This window comes from Rheinheimera lutimaris (assembly GCF_013283795.1).
In the GTDB taxonomy this organism is placed as follows: domain Bacteria; phylum Pseudomonadota; class Gammaproteobacteria; order Enterobacterales; family Alteromonadaceae; genus Alishewanella; species Alishewanella lutimaris.
The window spans coordinates 24244-46825 of the sequence record NZ_JABSOD010000018.1; the positions used below are offsets into that span (position 1 = coordinate 24244).

The window sequence follows — 22582 nt, forward strand, 5'->3', positions numbered from 1 at the left end:
TAAAACGCCGGTCAATTTTCAAACAATATGCTTGACGAAGTGCATTATATTGGCCATAACTGATACAACGGCTATCAAAGATAGCTAAAGCTGTGCAGACGTAGTGACAAGGATAATAATTATGATATTGAATCACTTATGGGGACTGTATGCGCACCCGAAAGAAGAGTGGCATACGATAGATGCAAGACATGAAAGTTTTCGTTACAGCCTGATCCACATTTTACTGGTAGCACTGATCCCGTCAGTATGCGCTTACTATTCGGCGGTACATTTGGGCTGGAGTATCGGTGTGGGTGACCGTATTATGCTCACCCACGACAGTGCGCTGATGCTGTCGGTCGCGATGTATGTTGCCTTAATCGGCGGTGTTTTTGCGCTGGCACTGCTGGCACATTGGATGGCACACACCTTCGGTGCCGAACCCACCTATACCCAAACCCTGGAACTGGCGGCCTACACCTCCACGCCATTGTTTATGGTCGGTTTTGCCGGCTTATATCCTGAGCTATGGGTGGTTATGACAGTTGGCCTGGTTGGTCTGGCATATTCGGTTTACCTGCTGTACGTCGGCGTGCCGATACTGATGCACATTCCGGAAGAGCGCGGCTTTATTTATGCCAGCTCGGTCGTTACCTGTGGCTTGATTTTGCTGGTATGTATTATGACAGCAACTGCCATTTTATGGAGCTCCGGCTTCGGCCCGATGTTTACTCATTAACTGCTTGCAGCAAGTATAAAAAAGGGAGCCTCAGGCTCCCTTTTGGATTTGTGGTTGTTGCGGCGGATTAACCTTCGTTATAGGTTTCCAGGTTAGTTGCCATGGCCGCGCCGGATTTTGCTTTGGCGCCATCGCTGCGCATTTGGTCCAGCCGGTTCAGGTAATCCTGGTCAATATCGTTGGTCACGTAATTACCGTCAAACACCGAGGTTTCAAAGCGTTTAATTTCCGGGTTTTCCATCCGCACTGCCTCGATTAAATCCGGCAGAGATTGGAAAATCAGGCCATCGGCGCCGATAATGTCACAAATACTGTCAACATCATGGCCGTGCGCAATCAGCTCATTGGCTGATGGCATATCAATACCATACACATTAGGGAAACGAATTTCCGGTGCCGCTGAGGCGAAGTACACTTTCTTTGCGCCGGCTTCACGTGCCATATCAATAATTTGCTGAGACGTGGTGCCACGTACTATAGAGTCGTCTACCAGCAGTACATTTTTATCTTTAAATTCCTGCTTAATGGCATTGAGCTTACGCTTAACTGATTTTTTCCGCGCTTCCTGACCGGGCATAATAAAAGTACGGCCGATATAGCGGTTTTTCACGTAGCCCTGGCGGTACGGCAAACCCAATACAGTAGCGATTTGCAAGGCCGCGTCGTTACTGGTTTCCGGAATAGGAATAACCACATCGATATCCAGGTTGGCCCATTCACGCTTAATTTTCTGCCCAAGCATAGTGCCCATGGCTACGCGAGAGGCATACACGGAAATATTGTCGATGGTGGAATCCGGCCGGGCAAAGTAAACATATTCAAAAATACACGGCGTGTAACTGGGGTTCTCTGCGCACTGGAAGCTGCGCAGCTCGCCGTCTGCGGTAATATACACAGCTTCGCCGGGTGAAACATCGCGCAGTACGGTAAAGCCGTCAGCATCAAGTGCCACGCTCTCTGAAGCTACCATATACTCTGTTCCCAGCTTGGTTTCACGTTTGCCCATCACTAACGGGCGAATGCCGTTGGGGTCACGAAATGCCAGTAAACCATGGCCGATAATTAAAGCCACTACGGCATAGCCGCCTTTTACTTTGCGGTGAACATTGGCCACGGCACGGAAGATATGCTCAGCCTGCAGCTCCATCACTCCGCTGTTGTGCAGCTCATGTGCCAACACGTTCAGCAACACCTCAGAGTCTGAGGTGGTATTAACGTGACGGCGGGCCACACGGAATATTTCTTCTTTTAAAATGTGTGAATTGGTCAGGTTGCCGTTGTGCGCCAGGGCAATACCAAACGGGCTGTTAACATAGAACGGCTGTGCTTCAGCGGTACTGGATGAACCCGCCGTAGGATAACGCACATGGCCAATGCCCATATTGCCGGCCAAACGCTCCATATGGCGGGCTTCGAATACGTCTTTTACCAGGCCGTTAGCCTTACGCAAACGCAGCGTGTTGTTATCCACGGTAACAATACCCGCCGCATCCTGGCCGCGATGCTGCAACACTGTTAAACCGTCGTACAGTGCCTGATTAACCGGATATTTTCCAACAATACCAACAATACCACACATGGATTTTTTTCCTCGCCAACGCTAGGGCTTTTGCATAAAACCGGAATGGTGCTGCAAATACTCGAAGAACCATTCAATGATAAAACCAAATTCGGGGATTAATACTGAGTTTTGCCACCAGCCGGTGCTTGAAACCGGGGTAAAGGCATCAGTAAAAAACAATACTGCACTGACCACCAACACGCCGCGCAAGGCGCCGAACACCAGGCCCAGGATACGGTCAGTGCCGGATAAGCCGGTTGATTGCACCAGCTTACCGATAAGAAAATTAACCAGAGCGCCCAGAACCAGGCTGCTGATAAATAAAATGGCGATGGCAGAGGCATTACGCAGGGTTTCGTCCTGCATCGAGGTAAACAACCCTGCTAAATGCGGATAATATTGGCTGGCAATAAAAAACGCCAGGATCCAGACGGCCAGTGAAATGGCCTCTTTAACAAAGCCTCTGACCAGGCTGATAACAGCCGATAACGCTATGATTGCCATAATGGCAAAATCAACCCAGACCATTTGCTACCAAAGGTTGTTTGATGACGGCGCGCATTCTATCAAACTGAGGGACTGCTTGGCTAATTATTTTCGGTTGGCTGGTAACTCATCACATTCAAGCGCTCAATACCGGTCAACTGTTGCAATTTGGGTAATTGTTGCTCCAGCCGCTCTTTGCGCAACTCCGGCCCTACCAGCACGCTGGTCAGCTTTAAGCCCTGCGAATTGGTAATATTGCGGGTAAAGGTAGTAAACCCGGCCTGACGTAATTTAGCCACTAAGGCATTGGCATTTTCCGCTTTACTAAAACTGCCAACCCGAACCACCCAGGCAGCTTGCGCCAACGCCGTAGCCGCTGTTCTGGCCGGCGCCGCTGTGGTAGCTGGTGATGTGTTTGCCGTTACCTGAGCATATTGTTGCGACGGTAAGGGTTTATCTGTCGGGGCAAGATCAACCGGCTGCTCATCTACAGTATCAGGGGTAATTTCAGCCCGAACCTGTTCAATAGTATCGCTGTTGGCCACTTGCTGTTGTTGCACACCTTTGAACTCAGGGCGTGCGGGGATCACCTTAAAATCATCTTTTACCACCTGCTTTTCGCCATCCAGCAAGTCCGGCAGGAAAATAATACCGGCCAGCACCAGTATCACTGTACCCAGTAAACGATGTTTAAATGCGGGTGTCACTTTGCCTCCTGGTGGCCTGCCAATACAGCAGACACAGTGAAAAACGAACCAAACACGACCAATAACTCATCCGGCTGTAAGCTTGAGCTGACCGCCTGATAAGCGCTCAGCACATTCTGATACAATACCACGTCAGCAGTCCCTTGCGGCAGTTGCTCTGCCAGTTGCTGCGCAGCGGCACCGCGGGCGCCGCTAAGGCTTACAAGATGCCATTGATCAAACAATGACGTCAAGGGTAACAGAGTTTGTTGAATATCCTTATCTTTTAACATACCGCATAGTGCTACTACACGACCAAAACGTGGTTTCAGCCGCCGCAGTTGTTGCGCCAGATAACGCGCCGACTGCGGATTATGCGCCACATCAACAATAATGGCCGGTTGTTGCTGCAACCACTGCATGCGGCCGGGCAATGTCAGGCCGGTTAATACCGCGGTTAATTGCTGTGGCGTTGGCAACAACGCCAGTTGCTGCAGTACCGCCAGTGCGCAAGCGGCATTTTGCACCGGCATCGCCGGTAACGGTAAACCGTTATAAACCGCAGTGCTACTGTGCCATTGCCAGCTGTCGGCTTGTTCGCTGTAGTGGTAATCACGCTGCACTAACACGCTGTTGCATTGCAGTGCTGCCGCATGCTGCAACACAGACTGCGGCGGGTTTAGCTCGCCTATTACCGTCGTACCGCCCGGGCGGAAAATACCGGCTTTTTCCCGACCAATCGTTTCCCGGTCATTACCGAGCCAGTCCTGATGATCCAGGTCAACGGTAGTGATCACACTGACATCAGGTGTAACAATATTAGTGGCATCTAACCGCCCGCCCAAGCCCACTTCTATCAGGCAGAAATCCACTTGTTGCTGTTGCAACAAACGAAACGCCACCAGGGTAGTAAACTCAAAGTAAGTCAGCGCAGTGTCGCCACGTAGTTGTTCAATGAAGGCAAAAGCACTGACCCAGTCAGCATCAGCGACATCGATGCCGTTAAGCCTTAAGCGCTCATTAAAGGTTAATAAATGCGGTGAGCTGTAAACGCCGACACTAAAGCCCTGCGCCAGCAGCAACTGTTCCAGACAACAGGCCGTAGTGCCCTTGCCGTTGGTACCGCCGATTAAAATGATTTTGCCGGGTAGTTGCTGTAAATCAGCGCGCTGCGCGACCTGAAGTACACGCTCCAGACCGAGTTCAATCTGATGGACAGGATGACTTTGCTCGATATAACAAAGCCAATCGGCCAGGCTATGGCACGATTGGCTGTTCAGTATTGCTGTTGACATAAAACCTTAAGCGGCGTCGTGCTCCGACACCGGAGCAGGCAGCTGCATAAACTTAGCGACTAGTCGCGCAATTGTATCGCGCATTTTGCGCCGGTCAACAATCATATCGATGGCACCGTGTTCCAGTAAGAATTCGCTGCGCTGGAAGCCTTCCGGTAATTTTTCCCGTACGGTTTGTTCAATAACGCGTGGGCCGGCAAAGCCAATTAAGGCTTTAGGTTCACCGATGTTAACATCGCCTAACATGGCTAAACTGGCCGATACGCCGCCCATGGTCGGGTCGGTAAGCACCGAAATATACGGCAAACCGGCTTCGCTCATTTTTGCCAATGCGGCACTGGTCTTGGCCATTTGCATCAGAGAAAACAGCGCTTCCTGCATCCGCGCGCCGCCGCTGGCAGAGAAGCACACAAAGGGTACTTTGTGTTTTAATGCATGTTCTACACCGGCAACAAACTTGGCACCGACCACAGACGCCATAGAGCCGCCCATAAACTCAAATTCAAATGATGCTGCAACAATCGGCATCCCTTTCAGGGTACCGTGCATTACCACCATGGCATCTTTTTCGTTAGTGGCTTTTTGCGCCGCAACAATACGGTCTTTGTAGCGCTTGCTGTCTTTAAACTTTAATAAATCCTGTGGCTCCAGCTCTGCTGCCAGCTCTTTAATATTGCCGGTATCCAGAAAGCCGGTTAAGCGCGCACGGGCCGATACCCGCATATGGTGATCACACTTGGGGCATACGCCCAAATTGCGATCTAAATCAGCTTTGTATAACACCGCATCGCACGAGGTGCACTTAGTCCAGACACCTTCCGGGATATTTCGACGCGCGGAAGAAGAGGATGTTCTGGGCAGGATCTTTTCTAACCAACTCATAAATTTGTCCTATAGCTAACGGCTCTGCGACTACGCCAGGCCGTAAAAACGTTAAAAAACGCCGAAATTCAGTAAACCGGCGCTATTAAAGCACAAAACCTACAGCGCCGAATACAGAAAACTGGTCTTAGTAGTGCCGCTTAACGCCGTGTTTAGTCTGGCAGAAACAACGGGCCCGGCGCAACTTTTGGCAAACCAAACTGCGCCGGATAGTCGACATCTACCAGATATAAGCCACCGGGTTTCGCCGTTGCCGCGGCCAAACTGCGATCTTTTGCCGCCAACACTTCGCCAATCCACTCTGGCGGGCGGTTTTTCATGCCTACTTCTAACAGGCTGCCGGTAATATTGCGCACCATATGGTGCAAGAAGGCGTTGGCTTTAATATCCAACACAATAAAGTCGCCACGGCGTTCTATAGTCAGATGGTGGATATTACGAAACGGGGTTTTTGACTGACATTGCATGGCGCGAAACGAACTGAAATCCTGCTCGCCCAGTAACAATGGTGCGGCTTGCTGCATCAGCTCAATATCAAGCGTCTGATGGTAGTGACTTAAACCGGCACGTAAAATAGCCGGCCGGTATTTATGGTTGTAAATAATGTAACGATAACGTCTGGCGGTGGCGCTGAAGCGGGCATGGAAGTCGTCGGCTACCGGTTGGGCCCAGCGCACCGCTATAGCATCCGGTAACCGCGTATTGGTGCCCATAATCCAGGCTTTGCTGTCCCGCACGGCGCTGGTATCAAAATGCACCACCTGGCCTGTCGCATGCACGCCGGCGTCGGTGCGACCGGCACAACTGAGTTCTACCGGTTGATTGGCAACCGATGCCAGGGCAATTTCCAGCTCCTGTTGCACGCTGTTTACTTCGCGCTGACGTTGCCAACCGTAAAAAGCTGAACCGTCATATTCAATACCCAGTGCTATGCGCATGCCACCCCCTGTTAATAAACGGCGGCGATTATACCGCAAGCACCGCGTTTATGCAGTGGCCTGAGCTAATCTTCCTGCTTCAGTTTCTGCGCTTCGGTTTTGATGTTATCCGGCACGTCAGCTGCCAGTATCTCGTCCAACAGCAGGTTAGCACTTTCCCTGTCATCAATTTCAATATAGGCGCGCACCAAATCCAGTTTAGCGGCATAACCGTTATCTTCCGTATCTACATCGCGTTGCTCATGCTCACCGATAATACCGGCATAGTCATCCAGCCCTACATCTACATTAAGTTTATCAAAGCGCTCAGTGTCTTGTTCCTGTTGCCCGGCATCGGCCAGCAGCTTGTCAATTTCAACAAAATCATCCTCAGCAAAATTAAACTCTTGCGCTGAATCTTGCTGTGCCGCAGCTAAATCGTTAACCAATAACTCCGCCGTATCAGGCTGTGCTAACGCGGTGTCGTTGGCGTCGATAACATCGGCCATCGCTTCGAGTTCAGACATTAATGAATCAAACTGAGCATCCGGCAACGGGTCCAATTCTATTTCAGCAATATCCGGCTCTGCCGCTGTATCATCAATATCGGCTGACAACAGTTCAATATCACTGAGCAATTCATCATCTGTCAGCTCAAGCTGCGGATACTCCGGTAAAATTTTACTGGGGTTTTCTACCGATAATGCCGCCTCACCCGGCCGGACGACCGAATCATCTTCCGATGCGGTCAAATCAAGTGCGGCCAGCGCACTATCTTCAACATCCGGGTCTGTGTCTTCTTCATCATCCTGCAACAGCATGTCCGGCGCTGACAGCTCCGATTCTGACAATTCTGATCCTAACAACTCTGCCCCTGACAACTCTGCTATTGACGGTTCAGGTTCTGCCAAAGCTGGTTCGGGTGCACTCGTCGCCACGTCCGGCTCTGTTGCCGGGCGGCTGTCTTCCACCTGCTCTAATAACTCTGTCAACTCGGCACTTAGCAGCGCTGCTGCATCATTATCATCGCTATCAGTTTCTGTATCAGCTGCTGCGTGGTCTGTTACCAGGCTTTCGGCGAATTCATCCAATCCCGAGCTGTCAAAACTGTACTCCGCTGCCTCAGGATCTGCAGTTTCAGCCGCCATTGCCTCTGCCAGTTGCTGCTCTTGCTGCGTTGCTTCACCGGCTTGTAAGGCTTTATCGTCTGGCTGCTCCGTTGCGGTTTCAACCGGTGTATCATCAGTGGCCAGCACATCCTCTGCATCAAAATCGATTTCTTCAATCAGCTCGTCAATATCAAACTCATCTATCGCAGAGTCATCTAACGCAGAGTCATCTATGCCAGCCACATCGGCATCATCTGCAGCCGGTTGCTGCAGCTCGTCGTCCGGCTGAGCCTGCGGCGTATCATCTGCCAGCTCTATGGCAATATCATCGTCATCTTCTGCCGCCAATAACGCCGACAAGTCCGTGTCAGACAAGATATTGTCCGCATCGAAATCTTCTTTTTCTGCGGTGTCCGGCTCAGGCAGAATATCATCCGCGAAGCCATCATCTACCGCCGGCAATAAGCTGTCATCTTCAAATGACAGCCCATCATCAAACTGCAACATATCGTTATCAGCAGTCGCTTCAGTAAATTCGCTGCCATCGCTAAAAGCATCTTCAAGCAATGCATCGTCAATTTCGAACAAGCTTTCATCGAGATCGTTGCTTTCATCCAGTGGGGGCAACGGTGAGTGATAACCGGGATCTACCGCTTTTTCCGTCGTGGCCGCCTGAATAACCTCTTCAGTCTGCCGGCCACGCTTTTTCACCCACAACAAAATACTGAATAAAACCAGCAGTGCAGGTATGCAAGCTGCCAGGATCCATGCAAGCGGATTTTTAAACCATTGTTGCCAATTACTGCTTTGCTGCTCTTGCAGTTGCTGCAGCGCCTCTTCATCGGCTTTGGCTTGCAACAGCTCTGCCTGTTGTTTTAGCAGCAACGCTATTTGCTGTTGCAGCTCACTGTCTTCACCCAGCTGTGCTTTTATCAGCTCCAGTTCCTGCTGCACTCTGCCAAGGCTGGTTTTCAGCTGCAGGTTTTCATCGGCGATGCTTTCTATCACCTGCATCGAATCGGCAAACTGACTGCGTAAGCCGTCTAATTCTTCACGTTGCTGCCGGCCAATCCGTTCCAGTTCGGCCTGCCATTGCGGGTCTGGCTTTGCCGCCGGCGTTGTAGTAGCGGCTTTACGCGTTGCGGCAGCTTTTTGCCGTTCTGCCCAAATGACATCGTCCTGCTCAGATTTGCGCCTGGCGACAGTAACATTTACCTGCTGTATTTCAGCTTCAGTGGGTAAGGTAAGTGTTGAGCCGGGGCGCAAACGATTCAGGTTGCCGTCAATAAAAGCATCGGGGTTTTTCAGATATATGGCATACATGACCTGATACAGGCTGATATTACCCTCAGGTTTCACCCGCTCAGCCACGCGCCACAAGGTATCAGACGGGCTTAGCGGCCCTATGGTAACTGCCGGTGGCGGCGCATCGCTGCCGCGGGGGCCGCGAATTTGGGTCGTGTTTTCCTGCGCCAGCAATGGTGACGAAAAATTGACAAGCACTGCAACAATGAAGACAAATAACAAAGGCATTAATGGTCCCTACCCCAAATCCGGCGTATTTAGCTAAAGAAATCGGCAGTTTGTGTTCAAACCTTTAGTGACACTGCAAACAATGTTCCAACTATGGCTGGCAAACCGTTAGTGAAAATATAAAGCACTGGCACAGTTCTGACCAGCACTTAAAAAAGCTATTGATATCGCAGAAGTTCAGTACAGAGAAAGCCGGGGCTTCATGGCGAAGCCCGGCGAGGCTGTAAATTGACGAATTACAGGTAGTCGCGGATCAAGTGCTCAGCAATCTGAATGCTGTTAGTAGCTGCACCTTTGCGGATATTATCTGCCACTACCCACAGATTAATACCGTTTTCGTGCGATAAATCCTGGCGGATACGGCCAACAAATACCTCATCTTTACCGGCCGCACTGCATACCTGGGTTGGGAAATCAGCATTGTTTTCCAGCAATACCACGCCAGGCGCATCGGCCAGCAAGGCTTTTACCTGCTCAACACTGATGGGCATCCGAGTTTCAATATGCACCGCTTCGGCGTGGCCGAAAAACACCGGCACCCGCACTGCGGTGGCGTTAACTGAAATACTGTCATCACCGAAGATTTTTTGCGTTTCCCAGTGCATTTTCATTTCTTCTTTGGTGTAGCCGTTATCCATAAACACATCAATTTGCGGAATAACGTTAAACGCGATCTGGCGGGCAAACTGGCCTTCTTTTTCAATCGGCCGGCCATTCATCAGTTGCGCCGCTTCATGGGCTAACGCCTCTACCGCTTCTTGCCCGGCACCACTGACCGACTGATAAGTGGCGACATTAATCCGGCTGATGCCCACGGCATCATGAATAGGCTTTAACGCCACCAGCATCTGAATAGTCGAGCAGTTTGGGTTAGCAATAATATTGCGGTTGCGATAATCAGCAATGGCATGCGCGTTTACTTCCGGCACCACCAGCGGAATATCCGGCTCGTAGCGGTAATGTGAGGTGTTATCAATCACTACGCAGCCGGCATCGGCGGCTTTGGGAGCATACATAGCCGATACATTGCCACCGGCAGAAAACAAGCCAATTTGCGCTTGCGACCAGTCGAATGTTTCTGCGTCGATAACCTTAATTTTCTTGCCTTTAAATGTCACGGTGCCGCCGGCAGAACGGCTGCTGGCTAACGGAAACAACTGCCCTACCGGGAAATCACGTTGTTCCAGAATTTCAATTAAATGTTGTCCTACCAAACCTGTTGCACCCAAAACGGCAACATTGTATTGCGAAGCCATGACAGTTCCTCTTGTTATTGTGCGAGGCTAAAACCTAATTGCGGCAAAAAGTCGGGTATGACCTTGCCACACAGTTGTAACGAGCTGAATTCGCGCCGCGGCGGGTATGACTTTCTAAGCCAGTCAAAGCCCTTACTTTGCAGGTAATGCCGCAGTATGGCATCGTCACGGCGTACATCATATAACAGTCTTGCTAAGTTTTGGACATCCGGAAGCCCAAAATTCGCACTAATTTGCAGTTTTTCTATCGCGGGTACCGGCAATAACTGCTGTAGTTGCTGCTGCAACGGTTGTTGCAACAACGCAGCACAGCGCTGATACAGCATTTCGGTGCCGCGGGCTTTACCTTCAATACTGTGGCCGGCGATATGCGCAGTGGCAATATCAACATAAGGCAGCAATGCAGTAAGAATATCCGGCTCATGTTCCCACACGTCTAACACCACAGCGCGACGTATTGGCGCGCGGCTTAAATCCTCCAGCAAGGCCTGGTTATCAATAACCGCACCGCGTGAGGCGTTAATCAGCGCGCAGTCGGGCTTTAGCTGTGCTAAGGTCTGTGCATTGAGTAAATGCTTAGTGGCATCACTGCCGCTATTTATCAGCGGGGTGTGAAAGCTGATAATATCGGCTTCAACACATAGCCGGGTAAAGTCGGTATGATTAAAGCCCTCCTCGTTGCGGGCGCGCAGCGGGTCACACAGCAGTACCTTAATATTCAGCGCCTGCAGTGCCTTAGCCAGCCGGCTGCCGATATTACCCACGCCAACGATACCGACGGTTTTGTCTGCCAGCTGCCACTGATATTTATCGGCTAAACACCATAAGCTGCTAAGCACATATTCCACCACCGACTGCGCATTGCAGCCAGGGGCGCTGGAAAACGCTAACTGACGCTGAGCCAGATACGCCTGGTCAATATGATCCATACCAATAGTGGCGGTGCCGACAAACCGCAGTTTGCTGTTGTGTTGAAGCAGCTGTGCATTAACATTGCTGACCGAGCGCACCAGTAAAATATCAGCATCCTGCAACTGTGCGGCGCTGACATTGCGGCCGTCAAACAAGCTAACCTCACCAAACTGGCGAAAAAATTGCTGCACCAACGGCATATTTTCATCGGCAAAAATGTGCATTAACGGGTCCTGCTAAAGCTAAAAAGGCGAAGCGCAGTGTACCAAATAGCACAAAGCCAGCCTATTGAATTTGGCTGGCTTTGTATCGTTGACGCCACAGCGTTTAAGGCAGAGCTACCTCAAAGGTATAAGTAACAGATTCGCGCACCTTGTCAGCCAGCGCGGAATTGCTGTCGGCTGAATAGGAGGCTTCAATCAGGTAACGTCCTGCTGTGGCGGGCGTAAAGCTGAACCGGCCATCGGCATTGGTTTCAAATTCAATCCGCCCGGCGTCGTTGCGATAAAGCTCGCCCTCATATGACAGCACGCCTTTTACCCCTGCTTGCGGTTTGCCATCAAGGTTAAACACCAACTGCAGGTTTTCTTCTGCTACCACATCAGCCGGATGCACATTACTGCTGATCTCAAGCCCCTCGCCCTGCAGTTTCACTACCGTATCTGTTGGGCTGTTTACTGTAATGTAGGCAAAATTGCGGCTGCGCATTTGGGTGGTTTCCACCTTAGTGGCACCTTTTGGCAATTGCGCCGTGCGCTCCTGCTTGTTAGCCATCAGCCGTTTACGCTCGCCGTTTAACTCATAACTGGTAAAAAAGCGCAGTGGGTTGGCCATTTCCAGCCGGTAAGTACCGTCGCCGGCCAATTGTACATCAGCCATGGATTTACGCTTGCCCTGATGTACCGAGCTGACATCCTGCACCTTGCCATCCGGCAAATACAATTTCAGGCTTTGCAAACCAATGCCTTTATCCGGTACAAAGGTCATATTCGCGGCAGACGCATCAACGCTTACCCAGCTATCCTGCTTCGACAATACGTAATGGCTTGGTACCAGCCACAAGGTGTGGGCACTGATACTGGCGCTGACAACCAGGCCGGTTAATAAAACTGCTGCTTTTTTAAACATAACAAAACGTCCTTTTTTAACTCTGAATGCGGCGTTGCCGCGATTAACGGATGGTGGCTTTAACCGCACCTAATTCACCCTCTGCTGCGATATCAATTACAGCGCCTTCTGAGGGCAGGTTAAATTCATGCTTAACCAGGCTGCGCCCGCCTTGCTCACGTGCCGCCTCAACAAAAAGTGTGTACTGCCCTGCTGCCAATGCAGCGCCATTATCGTCTTTACCATCCCAATGCAGGGTATAACTGCCCGGCTTTTGCGTGGCACCACTTACGGCATCAACCAGGGCAGTATTACTGCGGCCGATTTTGCGCCAGAAACGGCGTAAATCTTTTAACCAGTCCGGCTTTTCTACCCACAGCGCAATCAGCTTTACCGGCTGCTGCTGTGCATCTTCTACCCATACCGCAACATAAGGCCGGTGATACTGGCTGGTTTCTATTGCCGGCAATTCCAGTGCAATATCACTTTGCGCCGCTGTCACTTCACTTTGGCAAAACAGCGCAGTAATACACACTAATAAGCAGGCCCCGGTTAACTTCATGGTATTTCCTCTGTTGGCGCGCCCTAACCGGCGCTAATGCAATGACAAAATATAAGCAAATAAGCTGATAAAAATACCCAGCATGGCCAGGCTGTTACCAATACTGCGCCTTGATGGCTGCTTTAAAATCAACCAAAAACCGGTAAGGGAAAAAATAATGCAGGCCAGCGCGGTAAGATCAATCAGCACTATCCAACTGGTGCCGGCGTTGCGGCCTTTATGTAAGTCATTCAGCAGTGCCAGATAACCGTTAAATTCCAGTTCCAGCTCGGCGGTGTGGTTAGAGAAATCAACAATGGCAGTGGCATAACCGGCGGGGCGTTTAAAATCCAACTCCAGCAACAGCTCGTCCGGTTCAAACAGATAACTGAATACCGACGCCTTAACCTGATGTTCGTCGCTTAACCAGTTGCGAAACTGCTCTGCTATCTGTGCCTGCTGTTGCTCTGACTGCGGTAAGCTGCTGTAGCGCAGATGCTCAGGTAAGCTAAGCACTTGCTGCGAGCTAACCTGCCCGGCCTTGCTGTAGAGCAAATCCGGATGGTTCAGCGTTATACCGGTAATAGCAAAAAACAGCAGTAACACCAACACCAGCATTGAACTGTAGCTGTGTATCAACCGCATTAATTTATTTAGCGCAGGCCCGCGCCGAAACTCAATCATTACCGCTTAACCACCCAAAACATTTGATGGGTATAATACTGATAACAATTCGCATTTGCAAACAAACCTAAGCGTCAACCATAAAAAAAGGCGCCATCCAGCGCCTTATTCAACGTACAGCCAAACTATTAATAACGGGCAAGAAACTCGGCACGGGTACGGCCGTCATCTTTAAATATGCCGCCTAAAGCCGTGGTTTGCGTTTTAGAATTAACATCCATCACACCGCGGGATTTCACGCAATAATGCACGGCATCCATCGTCACGGCGACATTTTTAGTTTGCAGTAAGGTTTGCATTGCCACCAACACCTGCTGGGTTAAACGCTCCTGCACCTGCGGGCGCTGAGCAAAAAAGCGCACTATACGGTTAATTTTAGATAAGCCGATAATGCGTTTTTCCGGAATGTAGGCCACGGTAGCACTGCCATCGATAGTGACAAAATGGTGCTCGCAGGTACTGGTAAAGCTGATGTCTTTTACCTTTACCATTTCCTGCACCTGCATTTTATTGTCAATCAGGGCAATTTTAGGAAAATTGCTGTAGTTCAGGCCACCAAAAATTTCATCGACATACATCTTGGCAATACGATGTGGTGTTTCACTTAAACTGTCGTCGCTGAGATCCAGCCCCAAAGTGCTGACGACGTCGGCCATCAGGCTGCTGATCTTTTTGTACTTCTGGTCGCGTGATAAACCATTGTCCAGCATAGGCGTTTCCAGCCCCTGCGCTTCCAACGCACTGCGCACCAATATTGCTTCTTCTGATAACATAACTGATCCCAAACCGGCTGTGATGAACCTAGTACGTGCCGCCTTAGCCGCTAGTTTACGGATAAAGTCAGTTTTTTGCCATTTTTATGACGTGACTGCAACGGCCGTAGTATTGCGGCCCCCGGCGCCAGCACCAAAATCGCAGTGCAAAGCGCCATGTTGTATAGCGGCTGGGCTTACTGTACCAGAGATAAGGCTTCTAATAATTCACGTGGCTCCACTTCCGGGCCATTTAAACTTTCATCCCAGTTAGTGCCGATTAACACGCCGTCATCGTACATTTCTTTCAGCCAACCTTCGCAAAATACATCTAACGCAATGGCTTCCGGCTTATACACCGCCCACTCTTCTGAACAATGCGCCTTTGCTGAGGCTTCATCAGACCAAAACGGCATAACATCGGTTTCTTCAAACTCAACCGACTCTACCACCAGCAAGTCTTCGCCATCGGCTAACACATACACAACGCCATTGGTTTTGGCTTCTTCAACGAAACGCTTAAAACTCGGATCTTGTGCGAATTGACTCATATTTACTTTCCACCACAGGTAAAGGAATTGGTTGCTATTAGACCAGAAAGCACGGCGTAAAAGCGAGTTTTATCTTGTTTGCCGCCGGCGCAGCTTTCCCTGCCACTGAAAAATAACGTACAATCAGCGGCATTGTTTCACTCAACGATAAGCTGCAAATTATGGCTCAATATATCTACTCCATGCACCGTGTGTCTAAGGTGGTTCCGCCTAAACGCACTATTTTAAAAGACATTTCATTATCTTTCTTTCCCGGCGCTAAAATCGGAGTACTGGGTTTAAACGGTTCCGGTAAGTCTACTCTGCTGCGTATCATGGCCGGAGTAGATAAAGAGTTTGAAGGTGAAGCCAAACCACTGGCCGGCACCAAAATTGGCTACCTGCCACAAGAGCCGCAATTAGATCCTGGTAAAACCGTACGCGAAATTGTTGAAGAGGCCCTCGGCGATGTAAAAAACGCGCTAACCCGGTTAGATGAAGTTTACGCGGCTTATGCCGAAGAAAACGCCGACTTTGACGCTCTGGCTCGTGAACAAGGTGAACTGGAAGCGCTGATCCAGGCCAAAGACGGCCATAACCTGGATAACACCCTGGAACGCGCAGCCGATGCGCTGCGCCTGCCGCCATGGGATGCTAAAATTGAGCACTTATCCGGTGGTGAGCGCCGCCGTGTGGCGATTTGCCGCTTATTGTTGGAACGGCCGGACATGCTGTTGCTGGACGAACCGACCAACCACCTTGATGCTGAATCAGTCGCCTGGTTAGAGCGCTTCCTGCACGATTATCCCGGCACCGTGGTTGCCATTACTCACGACCGTTATTTCCTCGATAACGTTGCCGGCTGGATTTTAGAACTGGACCGTGGTTACGGTATTCCGTGGGAAGGCAACTACTCTTCCTGGCTGGAACAAAAAGATGCCCGGCTGCAGCAGGAAGAAAAAGCTGAAAACGCACGCCAGCGTTCTATCAAGCAAGAATTGGAGTGGGTGCGCACTAACCCCAAAGGCCGCCATGCCAAGAGCAAGGCGCGGATGGCACGCTTTGAAGAACTGCAAAGCCAGGAATTTCAAAAGCGTAACGAAACCAACGAGCTGTTTATTCCTCCCGGCCCACGCCTGGGCGATAAAGTGCTGGAAGTTAACCACCTGCGTAAATCCTTTGGTGATCGCCTGCTGATAGACGATTTAAGCTTCAGCATTCCCAAAGGCGCTATTGTTGGCATTATCGGCCCGAACGGCGCCGGTAAATCTACTTTGTTTAAAATGATCAGCGGCGCAGAGCAAGCCGACTCCGGTGATATCAGTGTCGGTGACACTGTGCAACTGGCCAGTGTGGATCAGTTCCGCGATAGTATGAACCCGAAAAATACAGTGTGGCAGGAAATCTCCAACGGTCAGGATATGCTGCAAATCGGCAACTTCCAGATCCCCAGCCGTGCTTATGTTGGCCGCTTTAACTTTAAAGGTAACGATCAGCAGAAGTTTATCGGCGAGTTATCCGGTGGTGAACGTAACCGCGTGCATTTAGCTGCTCTGCTAAAAGCCGGCGGCAACATGCTGTTGCTGGATGAGCCCACCAACGACCTTGACGTAGAAACGCTGCGCGCATTAGAAAATGCTTTGTTAGATTTCCCGGGCTGTGCCATGGTTATTTCGCACGATCGCTGGTTCCTTGACCGCATTGCTACGCATATTCTGGATTACCGCGATGAGGGTAAGGTGAATTTCTTTGAAGGTAACTATTCAGACTATGAAGCCTGGTTAAAAGCCACCTACGGTGCTGATGCGTTAGAACCGCACCGGATTAAATACAAAAAAATCTGATGTATTACACTGCAAAACGCCCGTTACTACGGGCGTTTTTATTTAAGCTCAACGGGTATGTTACTGCCGATAGCCGGACGACATTACCTTTTGGTAATACTCCGTGGTGGCAACCTCACTGTGGGCTTGCTGCAGCCGTTTCACCAACTCCGGAGATGTTTCCAGGCTGGCCGCCAGCCAGGTGTGTTGTGCCAGCTCGGGTATAGCATACACAAAACGCAGATACCTGCGCGGCAACGACAAGGTCTCTGCCATTGCAGTTAAGGCTACGGCATCGTCAACCACCAGGTCTACTTTACCATTTAGCAACAACTGCCAGGACTCGGTAATATCAGCCGCCAGCACCAGCTGCTTTCCGGTACTAAAACCATTCTGCATTAGAAAATTTGCCGCTAAATCATCCCGCTGCACGGCTATGGTATAACCGACGGCATCACTTAACGCCTTAATACGGATATCATCGCGATGGCTAAGTGCAACAAAACCCAGCTGATAGGCTGCTACAGTGCCAATCCAATGAAATTGTGCTTCGCGTTCAGCCGTGCGTGCCATATTGTAAATCAATACATCTGGCCGGCTTTGTGCAATACGAAAAGAGCGCGCCCACGGATAAACCTCTATTTGCGCTGTCACACCGGCTTTGGCTAACGTCGCCCGCACCAGATCGGTACTTAACCCGGCTATCTCCCCCGCTACCAGTGTTTGGTGCGGCGGCGATAACTCAGTGACCACACGTAATGATGCATTCGCCGCAACGCTGCAACTCAAACAACTGACAACTAACAAAAAATACTTCAACATAAGGCTGTCGGCCCCACTGATACTGCTTCCAGATAGCATAGCTTAATTGGGTTTTGCTGCCAGCTGTAGCATCAATAACAAATTAGCTAATTGTTAGTCAATTTCACTAAACTCAATTTTAAGCTGACGTTCAGCAAACACTAAAACGCAACAATAAAAAATAAAAAATGTTTTAATTCAATAAGTTAATTAAACACAAAAAAGTGGCACGTTGCTTGTAACAGTTTAAGTGTTGTTGACACTAATCTGAAACCAAAGGACAAAAAAATGAAAACTTTATCTTATCTAACTCTGGCCACTGTTATCGCTGTAAGCTTTGCTGCACCGGCTCAGGCCAACACGCTCACCGACACCTTAACTGAAACGGTCAGCAACCAATTAACCGAACTGAGCGCTAACATTAAGCAGCAAGCAAAATCTGCTTTAGAGCAAACCGTTGCCGAGTTGTTTTTTTCTGCCGGCAGCCAGCAAGCTGAACAAAATGTGGCCAAAACCAGCGAACAGGCAACAACCGACCAACAATAAAGGCCGCCACCATGCAGTTAGCAACAGGTTCGCTTACGCCCGCTGTATCGCGTAAGCGACATGCTGTTATTGCTCTGACCAGACAGCCAATTCATTGCCATGCGGATCAGCAAAGTGAAACCGACGCCCGCCCGGAAACGAAAATACCGGCTTAATTATCCGGCCTCCTGCAGCAACAATTTTCCGCTCAGTCTCTGCCAGATCTTTACTGTACAGTACTACTAGTGCCGCCCCCTGCACCGTGGTTGACTGCTTTGCCGCACGATAAAAACCGCCATCCAGGCCGGAATTAGCAAAAGCAACATAGTCAGGACCATAGTCAGCAAACACCCAGCCGAATACCTGTGCATAAAACTTTTTCACTGCCGCCAGATCTGCGGCCGGAAACTCTACATAGTTAATTTTTTCATGCCCACTCATAAGCACAGCTCCCGCTTCTGTTATATCCATAGCTTACTCTAATGCAAGCGCTGATCTCTAACAAGCGACTAAAACAGAAAAGCCACGCGGCTTTTGCAAGGCGTGGCTTTGTTATCAACAACAGCTTGGTTTAGCTGATGCGCAGCTCTTTATTTGCTATGAACCAGGTTGGCAGTATTCAGTGCACGGCCCATCTGCGCTAGTAAACGGTTTAATTTACGCACCAGCAATGCACGGCTAACGGCACGACTGTTGTTAACGGTAACATTATGTTTCGCGGCTGTGGTATTTAACGTCGTCATGCTTCACCTCTGTGTTTGTGCGCTGTTTATATGTTGCACATTATGCCGACTTTTTGCACAACTGACGAACGAGATAAATTACAACCAAAGCATCAATAAAACTAATGCATAAATCACACTGTATTCATATAGCCTTAGAGGTTATGTAATACTGAATTAAAACCTTAACCGGTAGATATTGATTTTTATTACGTTAAAATAGCTATTTATGCAGATTAAATCTAGTAAGAGAACCCACAGCATAATCAGACGGGGGCTGGCGGTTGAATTAACGAGCAGTAGTTATGGTTAGTTATTCTAATCATAAAATTTCATTTTTTCAGTGTAACGCTAAAATACAGCGCTTTTTGCATTTCGCAGTATTATCAGCTGTAGTTATATGCTAAATTAATTGCGAAAAGTTCTCATTTACATTTTGGAGTTACCTATGAAATCACTGTTATCTGCTGTCATGTTGGGCTGTACTGTATTCTTTGCCGGGGCGGCATTGGCCGACGAGCGGCCGGACCACTATAAAGGTAAGCCTTCCGATACCCTGGCGCAGGCAGTAGCTAATTTCAGTGAATATAATCAGAAGTTAAAAACTGCTTTAGCCGGTGAGCTGACGCCGCTGGCCATGGTTGAAATTCATGAACTGACTTACACCATAGAAGTGGCGCTGGAGAAAATCCATGCTGAAACCGCTAAGTTAAAAGACACACTGGAAGAGCTGCATGTTGCCTCTGAGCACATGGACACCGATACAGCAAAAGCACGTGGTGATGCCTATATTAAGGCAGCGCAGACGCTGATTAAGTAAACAGCGCAGCCATGACAGCCCTGCAATATCCACATCATTTCAGCACAGGCAGTGTTAGTTTGGCAGCACTGGGCAACCATGCCGCCAACAGCGGCGCGGCTGCGGTATTGTGTCTGCATGGCTGGCTGGATAATGCCGCCAGCTTTGAACCGCTGGCGCAGCAGCTACCTGATATACCGCTGCTGGCATTGGAATTTCCCGGCCACGGCCATTCCGGCCATCGTGGCGCTGACGCGCACTATTACTTTTTTGATTGGGTGCAGGACTTAGTCGCGTTATGTACAGCGCAGAATTGGCAGCAACTCACAATTATCGGCCACTCAATGGGCGCTATGGTAGCAACGGCACTGGCCGCGGCTTTTCCGGAGCTGGTGGCGAAGTTGGTGTTGATAGACAGCCTTGGCTTTGTTACTGATGACGCCGCTAATGCGGCAAAACAGCTGCGCGAAGGTATCAAATCACGGCTGAAACCAATCTCACGTAAGCCATCTTATACCAGTGTGGCTGACGCCGCGGCCGCCAGACAAAAGCAAAGCGATTTCAGCCTGACCGAAGCCATGTTATTGGCAGAGCGCGGTACTGTTGCCACAGCGCAAGGCGTAAGCTGGCGCGCCGATATGCGCCTGCGCCATAGCTCGGTATATCGCTTAACGCCGGAACAAGCCAAAGCGCTGATATCGGCGGTAGAGTGCAAGGTGCTGGCGCTAATTGCTAACGACAGCCCCTTTGCCGGCAAAGCAGAGCAGTTTGCTGCGCATTATACGCAGTTGCAGTTAACAACTGTCCGCGGTGGCCATCATTGTCATATGACCCAAGCCGCCCTGGTAGCCGGCGAGATCCGTCGCTTTTTAATGGCATAAAAAAACCGCAGCGAACTGCGGTTTTTTCTGTGTAAGCTTTGGTATTTAGCCTTTCAACACTGTGGCAACCGATTTAGCAAAGTAATCAATATTGCTGTGGTTTAACCCGGCAATACTTACCCGGCTGGAATCCACCATGTAGACGCTGAATTCGTTACGCAAGCGACTGATCTGCTCTTTGTTAATACCCAAAAAGCTGAACATACCGTGTTGGCGGGTAATAAAGCTGAAATCCTGCTGTACGCCCTCGCCGGCCAATTTATCGATAATCAGCTGACGGTAGCTGTTGATGCGGTTACGCATTTCAGCCAGCTCTTCATGCCACAGACTGGTTAGCTCGTTACTGTCCAGAATATTGGCGACGATAATGGCACCGTGCGCCGGTGGCATAGAATAAATACTGCGCACCACGCTTAATAAATTCACTTTAGCAACATCAGTAACTTTACTGTCTGCCGCCACTATGGATACCGCACCGATACGCTCGCGGTACAGGCCAAAGTTTTTTGAGCATGAGCTGCACAGGATCATCTCTTCGACATTATCAGCCAGATGGCGCAAGCCTTTGGCGTCTTCATCCAGGCCTGAGCCAAAACCCTGATAAGCCATATCGACTAACGGCGTAAAACCGCGCTCTTTGGCGACATCAGTAAAACGCTGCCACTGGGCAAAGGTTAAATCCATGCCACTGGGGTTGTGGCAGCAGGCATGCACCAATACCACATCGCCGGCCGGCACGGTCGCCAAATCAGCAAACATCGCCTCTTCGTTCAGGCCCTTAGTGTCGTAATCGTAGTAGGTGTATTCTTTTACGTTCAGGCCGGCGGCCTTAAACATTGAAATATGGTTAGCCCAGGTTGGCCTGGTTACCCAAATCGTTGCATTTGGGTTGGCCTTTTTAATAAACTCAGCCGCCACACGCAGGGCGCCGGTACCGCCCGGGGTATGCGCAGTCGTCACACGATTGGCCAGCAATACTTTATGCGCTTTACCAAACGCCAGTTTTTCAATATGGCTGTTAAAGCCTAAATCGCCTGCCATACCAATATAGGTTTTGCTGTCTTCCTGCTTCAGGCGCAGTGCTTCAGCTTCTTTTACGCACTTCAGTACTGCCGTGTGGCCCTGCTCGTCTTTATATACCCCTACACCCAGATCAACTTTGTTCGGGTTCGGGTCTTCTTTGTACGCTGCCATCAAGCCTAAAATCGGATCGGTGGCCACCGGTTGTAACTGAGCAAACATAATGTTCTACCTGAGTTTAAGTTGCATGAAAAGGCTGCGCTTAAGGCAAGTACGCCGGTATGGTTAAACATACCGCTACCAGCAATGCCAGTGCATCCGCAGTAAATACGTTTTTATTAAAATCTTCTGCATCGACAATGCCGGCTATTTTGCCTGATTGGTCAAACAGAGGCAAACAGGCTTCGGCCTGTACTTTAGGATCGCAGGTGTAATATTCGCCACCTGTGCCCAAATACGCCGCCACATCGTTTATCACTTTGGCTTTACCGCTTAAGCCCACGGTGCTGTTATTGCTGATTTTGGCAAATTCACTATTTAACGGAAATTCAGCCCGTGATGGCGCGCCATAATAAGCCAGTTTTACCAGCACCGGCTCACTGGTTAGGTTAGTACGGGCCTGATAAATACCAAACCAGTCCAGTGCCGACTGTTCACGGTAAAATGCAGCAATAAGGCTAAGCTGGGTAAGTGCATGCTGGTTAGCTGCATTTTGCCCGCCTAAAATAGCGCTTAAGTCATAAGGCTCGTCGGCTAAATGACCAAACAGCGAGCAGGCGCCGCCCTCGCCTAACTCCGGCACTTTGTATTGCCATTGCACTTGTGGTGCCGCCGTAGCTGCAAGGTAAGCCTGTAATTCCGCTTGCAGTTGTTGTACTTTTTCAGCAAAGCTTGCCACATCACCGGCGCTTAGCGCTAAACCGGCACGTTCAATATATTCCGCTACAGAAACAGCATCTCGTGACATTATAGCCATCCAGATTTCTAAAATTGACGAGCATTTTACCAGAAGCGCTTAAAAAGCCAAGCCAGCAGCACA

General features: G+C 49.8%; 24 protein-coding genes. 5 read left to right on the forward strand and 19 right to left on the reverse strand.

Annotation, left to right across the window (positions count from 1 at the left end):
• The first annotated feature begins 121 nt into the window (after window positions 1–121).
• Window positions 122–721, forward strand: coding sequence for a Yip1 family protein (locus tag HRH59_RS14990; RefSeq protein ID WP_173502087.1), 600 nt, complete (start codon window positions 122–124; stop codon window positions 719–721).
• Window positions 722–788: 67 nt separating this feature from the next.
• Here HRH59_RS14990 and purF read toward each other — a convergent pair whose 3' ends face one another.
• The 14 genes from purF to HRH59_RS15060 all read right to left on the reverse strand — a co-directional run bounded on the left by purF (window position 789) and on the right by HRH59_RS15060 (window position 14993).
• Window positions 789–2300 carry an amidophosphoribosyltransferase gene (gene purF / locus HRH59_RS14995; RefSeq protein WP_173502088.1) on the reverse strand — a complete coding sequence of 504 codons (1512 nt, stop codon included), beginning with the start codon at window positions 2298–2300 and terminating at the stop codon, window positions 789–791.
• 21 nt (window positions 2301–2321) lie between these two features.
• Window positions 2322–2810 carry a CvpA family protein gene (locus HRH59_RS15000; protein WP_173502089.1) on the reverse strand — a complete coding sequence of 163 codons (489 nt, stop codon included), beginning with the start codon at window positions 2808–2810 and terminating at the stop codon, window positions 2322–2324.
• 59 nt (window positions 2811–2869) lie between these two features.
• The gene (locus HRH59_RS15005) at window positions 2870–3475 is read right to left on the reverse strand and encodes an SPOR domain-containing protein (protein WP_173502090.1); all 606 of its coding nucleotides are present in this window, start codon (window positions 3473–3475) and stop codon (window positions 2870–2872) included.
• Window positions 3472–4749 (reverse strand): bifunctional tetrahydrofolate synthase/dihydrofolate synthase, encoded by a 1278-nt coding sequence (gene folC, locus HRH59_RS15010; protein ID WP_173502091.1) that lies wholly within the window; start codon window positions 4747–4749, stop codon window positions 3472–3474. Before folC ends, HRH59_RS15005 begins: the two co-directional genes overlap by 4 nt.
• Before the next feature lie 6 nt (window positions 4750–4755).
• Complete coding sequence (accD, locus tag HRH59_RS15015) at window positions 4756–5631, reverse strand: acetyl-CoA carboxylase, carboxyltransferase subunit beta (protein WP_173502092.1); 876 nt, start codon at window positions 5629–5631, stop codon at window positions 4756–4758.
• Window positions 5632–5783: 152 nt separating this feature from the next.
• Window positions 5784–6569 (reverse strand): tRNA pseudouridine(38-40) synthase TruA, encoded by a 786-nt coding sequence (gene truA, locus HRH59_RS15020; RefSeq protein WP_173502093.1) that lies wholly within the window; start codon window positions 6567–6569, stop codon window positions 5784–5786.
• A gap of 65 nt (window positions 6570–6634) precedes the next feature.
• Window positions 6635–9190 carry a FimV/HubP family polar landmark protein gene (locus HRH59_RS15025; protein WP_173502094.1) on the reverse strand — a complete coding sequence of 852 codons (2556 nt, stop codon included), beginning with the start codon at window positions 9188–9190 and terminating at the stop codon, window positions 6635–6637.
• A 236-nt stretch (window positions 9191–9426) separates the two neighbouring features.
• Complete coding sequence (locus HRH59_RS15030) at window positions 9427–10446, reverse strand: aspartate-semialdehyde dehydrogenase (RefSeq protein WP_173502095.1); 1020 nt, start codon at window positions 10444–10446, stop codon at window positions 9427–9429.
• Window positions 10447–10460: 14 nt separating this feature from the next.
• Complete coding sequence (locus HRH59_RS15035) at window positions 10461–11582, reverse strand: 4-phosphoerythronate dehydrogenase (RefSeq protein ID WP_173502096.1); 1122 nt, start codon at window positions 11580–11582, stop codon at window positions 10461–10463.
• A 103-nt stretch (window positions 11583–11685) separates the two neighbouring features.
• Entirely contained in the window at window positions 11686–12486 is an 801-nt protein-coding gene (locus HRH59_RS15040; RefSeq protein ID WP_173502097.1) for a DUF4198 domain-containing protein, read from the reverse strand.
• Between the two features lie 43 nt (window positions 12487–12529).
• Window positions 12530–13027: a DUF2271 domain-containing protein gene (locus HRH59_RS15045; protein WP_173502098.1), complete on the reverse strand. Its 498-nt coding sequence runs from the start codon at window positions 13025–13027 to the stop codon at window positions 12530–12532.
• Window positions 13028–13060: 33 nt separating this feature from the next.
• Window positions 13061–13690 carry a PepSY-associated TM helix domain-containing protein gene (locus HRH59_RS15050; RefSeq protein ID WP_173502099.1) on the reverse strand — a complete coding sequence of 210 codons (630 nt, stop codon included), beginning with the start codon at window positions 13688–13690 and terminating at the stop codon, window positions 13061–13063.
• A 128-nt stretch (window positions 13691–13818) separates the two neighbouring features.
• Window positions 13819–14463 (reverse strand): GTP cyclohydrolase I FolE, encoded by a 645-nt coding sequence (gene folE, locus HRH59_RS15055; RefSeq protein WP_173502100.1) that lies wholly within the window; start codon window positions 14461–14463, stop codon window positions 13819–13821.
• Window positions 14464–14639: 176 nt separating this feature from the next.
• The gene (locus HRH59_RS15060; protein ID WP_173502101.1) at window positions 14640–14993 is read right to left on the reverse strand and encodes a DUF2750 domain-containing protein; all 354 of its coding nucleotides are present in this window, start codon (window positions 14991–14993) and stop codon (window positions 14640–14642) included.
• Between the two features lie 161 nt (window positions 14994–15154).
• Here HRH59_RS15060 and ettA point away from each other — a divergent pair, with 161 nt between their 5' ends.
• Complete coding sequence (ettA, locus tag HRH59_RS15065; RefSeq protein WP_173502102.1) at window positions 15155–16816, forward strand: energy-dependent translational throttle protein EttA; 1662 nt, start codon at window positions 15155–15157, stop codon at window positions 16814–16816.
• A gap of 60 nt (window positions 16817–16876) precedes the next feature.
• Here the strand turns inward: ettA and HRH59_RS15070 are convergent, their stop codons facing one another.
• Entirely contained in the window at window positions 16877–17617 is a 741-nt protein-coding gene (locus HRH59_RS15070) for a substrate-binding periplasmic protein (RefSeq protein ID WP_173502103.1), read from the reverse strand.
• A 267-nt stretch (window positions 17618–17884) separates the two neighbouring features.
• On the opposite strand from HRH59_RS15070, the gene HRH59_RS15075 reads away from it, so the two are divergent.
• On the forward strand, window positions 17885–18142 hold the full coding sequence (locus tag HRH59_RS15075) for a hypothetical protein (RefSeq protein ID WP_173502104.1): 258 nt from the start codon (window positions 17885–17887) through the stop codon (window positions 18140–18142).
• Window positions 18143–18208: 66 nt separating this feature from the next.
• On the opposite strand, the gene HRH59_RS15080 is transcribed toward HRH59_RS15075, so the two are convergent.
• Complete coding sequence (locus HRH59_RS15080) at window positions 18209–18562, reverse strand: VOC family protein (protein WP_173502105.1); 354 nt, start codon at window positions 18560–18562, stop codon at window positions 18209–18211.
• 149 nt (window positions 18563–18711) lie between these two features.
• Entirely contained in the window at window positions 18712–18864 is a 153-nt protein-coding gene (locus tag HRH59_RS15085; protein ID WP_173502106.1) for a hypothetical protein, read from the reverse strand.
• A gap of 427 nt (window positions 18865–19291) precedes the next feature.
• On the opposite strand from HRH59_RS15085, the gene HRH59_RS15090 reads away from it, so the two are divergent.
• Both HRH59_RS15090 and HRH59_RS15095 read left to right on the forward strand, forming a co-directional pair.
• Window positions 19292–19663, forward strand: coding sequence for a DUF6746 family protein (locus HRH59_RS15090; RefSeq protein ID WP_173502107.1), 372 nt, complete (start codon window positions 19292–19294; stop codon window positions 19661–19663).
• 11 nt (window positions 19664–19674) lie between these two features.
• A complete protein-coding gene (locus HRH59_RS15095; RefSeq protein WP_173502108.1) occupies window positions 19675–20523 on the forward strand; it encodes an alpha/beta fold hydrolase in 849 nt (282 codons plus the stop codon).
• Window positions 20524–20568: 45 nt separating this feature from the next.
• Here the strand turns inward: HRH59_RS15095 and HRH59_RS15100 are convergent, their stop codons facing one another.
• Window positions 20569–21765: an amino acid aminotransferase gene (locus tag HRH59_RS15100; protein WP_173502109.1), complete on the reverse strand. Its 1197-nt coding sequence runs from the start codon at window positions 21763–21765 to the stop codon at window positions 20569–20571.
• A gap of 40 nt (window positions 21766–21805) precedes the next feature.
• A complete protein-coding gene (locus tag HRH59_RS15105) occupies window positions 21806–22510 on the reverse strand; it encodes a GAF domain-containing protein (protein ID WP_173502110.1) in 705 nt (234 codons plus the stop codon).
• Window positions 22511–22582: the final 72 nt, after the last annotated feature.

Coding starts and splice junctions, on each gene's coding strand:
- HRH59_RS14990 (WP_173502087.1), top strand. CDS start 122: ATGATATTGAATCACTTATGGGGACTGTATGCGCACCCGAAAGAAGAG.
- purF (WP_173502088.1), bottom strand. CDS start 2,300: ATGTGTGGTATTGTTGGTATTGTTGGAAAATATCCGGTTAATCAGGCA.
- HRH59_RS15000 (WP_173502089.1), bottom strand. CDS start 2,810: ATGGTCTGGGTTGATTTTGCCATTATGGCAATCATAGCGTTATCGGCT.
- folC (WP_173502091.1), bottom strand. CDS start 4,749: ATGTCAACAGCAATACTGAACAGCCAATCGTGCCATAGCCTGGCCGAT.
- accD (WP_173502092.1), bottom strand. CDS start 5,631: ATGAGTTGGTTAGAAAAGATCCTGCCCAGAACATCCTCTTCTTCCGCG.
- truA (WP_173502093.1), bottom strand. CDS start 6,569: ATGCGCATAGCACTGGGTATTGAATATGACGGTTCAGCTTTTTACGGT.
- HRH59_RS15025 (WP_173502094.1), bottom strand. CDS start 9,190: ATGCCTTTGTTATTTGTCTTCATTGTTGCAGTGCTTGTCAATTTTTCG.
- HRH59_RS15030 (WP_173502095.1), bottom strand. CDS start 10,446: ATGGCTTCGCAATACAATGTTGCCGTTTTGGGTGCAACAGGTTTGGTA.
- HRH59_RS15035 (WP_173502096.1), bottom strand. CDS start 11,582: ATGCACATTTTTGCCGATGAAAATATGCCGTTGGTGCAGCAATTTTTT.
- HRH59_RS15040 (WP_173502097.1), bottom strand. CDS start 12,486: ATGTTTAAAAAAGCAGCAGTTTTATTAACCGGCCTGGTTGTCAGCGCC.
- HRH59_RS15045 (WP_173502098.1), bottom strand. CDS start 13,027: ATGAAGTTAACCGGGGCCTGCTTATTAGTGTGTATTACTGCGCTGTTT.
- HRH59_RS15050 (WP_173502099.1), bottom strand. CDS start 13,690: ATGATTGAGTTTCGGCGCGGGCCTGCGCTAAATAAATTAATGCGGTTG.
- folE (WP_173502100.1), bottom strand. CDS start 14,463: ATGTTATCAGAAGAAGCAATATTGGTGCGCAGTGCGTTGGAAGCGCAG.
- HRH59_RS15060 (WP_173502101.1), bottom strand. CDS start 14,993: ATGAGTCAATTCGCACAAGATCCGAGTTTTAAGCGTTTCGTTGAAGAA.
- ettA (WP_173502102.1), top strand. CDS start 15,155: ATGGCTCAATATATCTACTCCATGCACCGTGTGTCTAAGGTGGTTCCG.
- HRH59_RS15070 (WP_173502103.1), bottom strand. CDS start 17,617: ATGTTGAAGTATTTTTTGTTAGTTGTCAGTTGTTTGAGTTGCAGCGTT.
- HRH59_RS15075 (WP_173502104.1), top strand. CDS start 17,885: ATGAAAACTTTATCTTATCTAACTCTGGCCACTGTTATCGCTGTAAGC.
- HRH59_RS15080 (WP_173502105.1), bottom strand. CDS start 18,562: ATGAGTGGGCATGAAAAAATTAACTATGTAGAGTTTCCGGCCGCAGAT.
- HRH59_RS15085 (WP_173502106.1), bottom strand. CDS start 18,864: ATGACGACGTTAAATACCACAGCCGCGAAACATAATGTTACCGTTAAC.
- HRH59_RS15090 (WP_173502107.1), top strand. CDS start 19,292: ATGAAATCACTGTTATCTGCTGTCATGTTGGGCTGTACTGTATTCTTT.
- HRH59_RS15095 (WP_173502108.1), top strand. CDS start 19,675: ATGACAGCCCTGCAATATCCACATCATTTCAGCACAGGCAGTGTTAGT.
- HRH59_RS15100 (WP_173502109.1), bottom strand. CDS start 21,765: ATGTTTGCTCAGTTACAACCGGTGGCCACCGATCCGATTTTAGGCTTG.
- HRH59_RS15105 (WP_173502110.1), bottom strand. CDS start 22,510: ATGTCACGAGATGCTGTTTCTGTAGCGGAATATATTGAACGTGCCGGT.